At 67.0% G+C, this 4690-nt stretch carries 5 protein-coding genes; all 5 read left to right on the top strand.

The annotated features are described in order from the left end of the window. Nucleotides 1–168 precede the first annotated feature (168 nt). The 5 genes from KD1_RS17705 to KD1_RS15250 all read left to right on the top strand — a co-directional run bounded on the left by KD1_RS17705 (nt 169) and on the right by KD1_RS15250 (nt 4655). The gene (locus KD1_RS17705) at nt 169–363 is read left to right on the top strand and encodes a hypothetical protein (RefSeq protein ID WP_068403346.1); all 195 of its coding nucleotides are present in this window, start codon (nt 169–171) and stop codon (nt 361–363) included. Nucleotides 364–969: 606 nt separating this feature from the next. After that, the gene (locus tag KD1_RS15265) at nt 970–1674 is read left to right on the top strand and encodes a hypothetical protein (protein WP_157073404.1); all 705 of its coding nucleotides are present in this window, start codon (nt 970–972) and stop codon (nt 1672–1674) included. Nucleotides 1675–1682: 8 nt separating this feature from the next. Beyond that, nucleotides 1683–2804 carry an efflux RND transporter periplasmic adaptor subunit gene (locus KD1_RS15260; RefSeq protein WP_157073403.1) on the top strand — a complete coding sequence of 374 codons (1122 nt, stop codon included), beginning with the start codon at nt 1683–1685 and terminating at the stop codon, nt 2802–2804. Then, a complete protein-coding gene (locus tag KD1_RS15255) occupies nt 2801–3469 on the top strand; it encodes an ABC transporter ATP-binding protein (protein WP_068403340.1) in 669 nt (222 codons plus the stop codon). The genes KD1_RS15260 and KD1_RS15255 overlap by 4 nt, the downstream gene beginning before the upstream one ends. A 22-nt stretch (nt 3470–3491) precedes the next feature. Next, the gene (locus tag KD1_RS15250) at nt 3492–4655 is read left to right on the top strand and encodes an ABC transporter permease (RefSeq protein ID WP_169795417.1); all 1164 of its coding nucleotides are present in this window, start codon (nt 3492–3494) and stop codon (nt 4653–4655) included. Nucleotides 4656–4690: the final 35 nt, after the last annotated feature.

The raw sequence follows: 4690 nt of genomic DNA, 5'->3' as shown, positions 1-4690 counted from the left end.
TTCGGGTGCGATGGGCGGATCGGCGTCCGAGGAGTTCCTCGCGGTCAGTCCCCACGGGGAGGACACGCTCGAGGCGCAGGTCACCCCCGCCGAGGTCGCCGCGTTCGAGGAGAAGGACTTCGCCGCACACCCCGCGCCGGCCCCCTGATCCTGGCCCGCGGCATCGAGATGGGCCACATCTTCCAGCTGGGCCGCAAGTACGCCGAGGCGCTCGGGCTGCAGGTGCTCGACGACAACGGCAAGCTCGTCACGGTGACGATGGGGTCGTACGGCGTGGGTGTCTCGCATGCGCAGAACGTGCTCAGATCGGGCGCGGTGAAAGTAGGGTGGGACACGTCGAGGTCTTTCAGATGGGCGGCCTAGGAACCTCTCGATGGCGTGACATGTGGAAAGTCTGCTGCTAGCGTTCCCGACGTACGCGCAATGGTGGGGTGACGCACAAGAGTTGGGGGGTCTGATGAGTGCTTGCATGAAGTCTCGAGTCTTTGCCACGGTGGCCTCCGTGGCGGTGCTTGCGGGGGCGGGGGTTGCGACGGCGCCATCTAGCCAGGCGGTGACGACGTGCTTGGCCTCGTGGGAGTACACGCACACGAACAAGGGCTATTCAGATCAATTTGTGACTCCGACGCTGAGTGTCTGCCAGGACCTCAACGCCTCGGAGACGGCAGGTCCAGGAGATAGCGTGAAGGGGTGGTACAAGGCGAGTAGTGGGTGGGCGTCAGGTACCAAGGGATTCGTTTGGGTCCCATCCACCGATCAGGGATGGAAAGTGCTCCTCACCAACATCAGCAACGGCGCGAGAGTTCTCGGCGAGGCTGCGGTGCACAACCAGAACGTGCGGTACATCTACTAATGGCCCTTGGCAGGGGAATGATTTCCTTCATGGTTTGCGCTGCGTCTCTTGGTCTCCTGGCCGGCTGTACCACTGACGCCTCGAATGTCAATGTCGAGAAGAAGGCAAATCCAAGCGTGGCTTCGGACGCAGCAAAGTCTTCCGGCGCATCGACCTCTGTCGCGATGGATCCGCAGGTCTTTGCGGACGTCGTGGCCGGTGTGTTCGCCATGCCAGGAAAGACAGCGATCCGAACCATTCGAGTGCAGTGGGTTTCACGGGGTATTGCCAACGAGGCGTGTGGTGGCAGGAACACCGGCACGGATCCGAACATTACGTGGGCTCGATATGATCAGAGCCGCTATGCCTCGCTGGAGTTGATCGCCGACAAGGGGCTCACGGAAGAGGAGCCTTGGGACAATGGAAAAGTCGGACTGGGGAAGTGTGTCAACAAGGTCCTGCCATCGTTTTTCAAGTGGTACAACCTGCAGGGCGACCCTTGGGTCGGTGAGGTCGATGCTGCGGCGCAGGCGGCGTCGGTCAAGGCCACGCATGCCGGTACGCGGAAGTGCCTGGCGGGCAAGTCTGGGTTGGAGGTCGATGTGACGGATCCGACGTCAACGTACTTGTCGAACGTCGATTACGCCTTGTCCCGTACCCCGGCGCGTAAGATGAAAGCGGAGCAGAAGCGGTTCTCCGACATCTATGTTCAGTGCACTGGAAACTATTTTGCCGCCTTGGAGAAGGAGTTGACACCGCGCAGGGAGCGGTTGACGGAACGTAACCGTGAGTTGCTTCAGCGTTTCGCCGTCGAACTGTCCGCCGCGGGCTACGTTCCGTGAGAGGTCGCGTGGGCCTGCCTCCACGTACGTGGCGCGTCGGCGTGGTGGCGTTGGTTGTGGGGTGCCTGATCGGGGTGTTGGGTGCTTCGGCGTTCGGCACCTCCCCGCGCGAGGCGGCGCAGCGCCGGGCGACGCCGACGTTGCCGCCGCCGACGGCCACGGCGACGATGCGTCACCTCACCGAGGTGGTCCAGGCGCCGTGCACGGCCAGCGCGCCCAGCCGCGACGTGCGGCCACCGCGGGTGCCGAAGGACCGGGCGTTGGTGGTCACCGCGGTGGAGGTCAAGTCCGGCACCGCGATCGCCACCGGGGATGTCCTGGTCGAGGTCGCCGGCGTACCGCGAGTCGCGTACGTGACGCGCGTGCCGTTCTTCCGGGATCTGGGTGTGGGTGACCGGGGCCAGGATGTTCGGTACCTGGAGGACGCCCTGGTCGACGCCGACGTGCTGACCCACGCCGACTCCACGTTCGGACCCGACACCGCGGCGGCGATGACACGGTTGCTGCGTGACGTGGCGGGGGTGCCCCGGGACCGCTTCGACCTCAACACCAGCGTGAGCGTGCTGCCCAGGTCTGCCGTGGCCGACGTGCGCGTGGCCGTGGGCGAGACCGTCAAGCCCACGACGGCCCTGCTGACCGCCGGCTCGAACACGAACACGGTCGAGTGCAGCCTGCCTGCCGGGGCTCGCGTGTCGGTCGGTGACCGGTTGCGACTCGACACGCGAGAGCGCACCCAGATGATCGTCCGAGGAATCGGCGAGGGCGAGCGGGGTGGCCGCAGCGCCACGGTGGCGCCCCTCGGTGCGGCCACCCCGGTCCCGGACGGTTCGGCGCTGCTCATCCGCCTCTCCCAAACCAGTGGAAAGGTGCTCACCGTCCCCGCCGGATCGATCATGACCGGCCCTGATGGGGCAACGGTCGTCACGGTCGTGGCCGATGACGGCACACACTCTCAGGTCTCGGTGACCACCGGTGCCGTGGCCTCGGGCCATGTCGAGGTGCGCGGCGACGGACTCGGTGACGGGGACACCGTCGTGCTCAACGCCATCGCCCTCGACTCCGGTGACGGACAACCAAGTTCGGCACCGGGCGACCAGCCCAGCGGTGACCAGCCGGACACTCAGTCGTGACCGACCTCATCGGACTGCACGGTATCGGACTGGAGGTCCAGCGCCCGGTGCGTACCCGTATCCTCCAGCCCCTGTCGTTGACGGTCGAAGTGGGGACGTCCCTGGCGGTGGTGGGCCCGTCGGGTGCGGGCAAGTCCACCCTGGCCTCGATCATCGGAGCCCTGCAGCCGGCCTCCGAGGGAAGCTACGACTTCGACGGGCAGCGGGTCGAACTCTTCGGGCCGCGAGATCGATCCCGTTTTCGGGCCGCCAACATCGGCTTCGTGTTCCAACACGCCCTCCTCATCGACGAACGCAACGCATGGCGCAACGTCGCCCTCGGACAGGTCGACCCCGCGGTTCCACCGGCCCGGGTCGAGGAGCGCTCTCGCGAGGCACTGGACCGCGTCGGTCTGGGCGGCATCGCCGACCGCGGCGCCGCGCTGCTCTCCGGGGGTGAACGTCAGCGAGTGGCGGTGGCCAGGGCCGTGGTCAAGCAACCCCGCCTGATCATCGCCGACGAACCGACCGGATCCCTCGACCAACGCACCGGCGAAGCCGTCCTTGACCTGCTCTTCTCCCTGCCCGACAGCGGAACGACCCTGATCATCGTCACCCATGACCACCGCGCGGCGGACATGGCCGACCGATGCATCGAGATCGTCGACGGTGAGCTCGTTGCCTGAATTACGCGCTCGAGTGGTCATCGTGGACCGCTGGCTGCGCACGCTCCTCGACGACGCCTACCTGTCGCTGACCGCCAAGCCCGGCCGAACCATCGCCATGGTCGTCGGCATCGTCCTGGGCGTGGCCAGCGCCACCGCCGCAGTCGTCATCGCCGACACCCAACAGGCTCAGATCGACCGACAATTCGACCTACAGCGCTCCGGCCATGTCGTTCTGGCCGCCGAGGGCGAGGTCTCCAGCGGCTTCCCCGCCGACCAAGTGGCCCAACTCCGGGCACTGGAACCGATCGAGGCCGCCGGTGAACTCTCGGTCTGGCAGGACTCGCTCCACGTCACCCTCAACCGATGGTCCGCACCGGTGTCGGTCACGCTCATCGGCGCGGATGCCGGAGGTCTGAACGCATCCGGCGTCACACACCTCGCCGGAGCCCCGTTCGCGGCCCTGGACGACCTCGGGCGCAGTCGAAGCATCTGGCTGGGACAGGGCATCGTCGAAGACCTCGGGCTGACCCAGAGCAGCCCCCTGACCATCGACGTCGAAGGCATGCCCTACACCGTGGCCGGCACGTTCACCAGCGCCAGCGGATTCGACTACCTCAACCACAGCGTGGTCCTCGGGCGACGTCGCGCACAGCAGGACTTCGGCGGCGCCCGATCACCCCGATTCCTGGCCAAGGTGCGACCCGGGTCGGCCGCGGCCGTGGGCGAACACGCCGTCACGGCACTGGACCCCACCCACACGATCCGGCTACGCGACGTCACCGAACCAGACGGGCAGATCCTGCTCGGCAACGTCGCCCGCGACCTGCGCCGCATCGGACTGGCGCTGGGAGCCTTCGTCGGATTCGTCGGGATGGTCGCCGTCGCCAACACCCTGAGCATGTCGGTCAGCCAGCGTTCCCGGGAGTTGGGACTGCGTGCCGCCATGGGATGGTCCCGCGAACGGATCGCCGCGCTCATCCTGGCCGAATCGGCCATCGCCGGAGCACTGGCCGCACTCATCGGCTGCACCGCCGGGCTCCTGGGAGCATGGATCTGGTGTCAGATGCAAGGCCTGGAACTGATCATCTGGCCATGGCTGGCACCCGTGGTCATCCTCGCCGGCACCCTCTCCAGCCTACTCGGCGGGCTGCTCCCGGCCCGCCGCGCCGCGTCCGTGTCCCCCATGGTCGCGCTGCGCAGCTGACCACGCAGGTCAGCAGACCGGGCCGCCGCGGCTAT

This window comes from Kribbia dieselivorans NBRC 106261 (assembly GCF_001552435.1).
Lineage (GTDB): Bacteria > Actinomycetota > Actinomycetes > Actinomycetales > Dermatophilaceae > Kribbia > Kribbia dieselivorans.
This window is presented reverse-complemented; position numbering and strand designations above follow the sequence as displayed.

What these genes read in the sequence shown, in the direction of transcription:
- KD1_RS17705 (WP_068403346.1), top strand. Translation starts at nt 169, where the DNA reads ATGGGCCACATCTTCCAGCTGGGCCGCAAGTACGCCGAGGCGCTCGGG.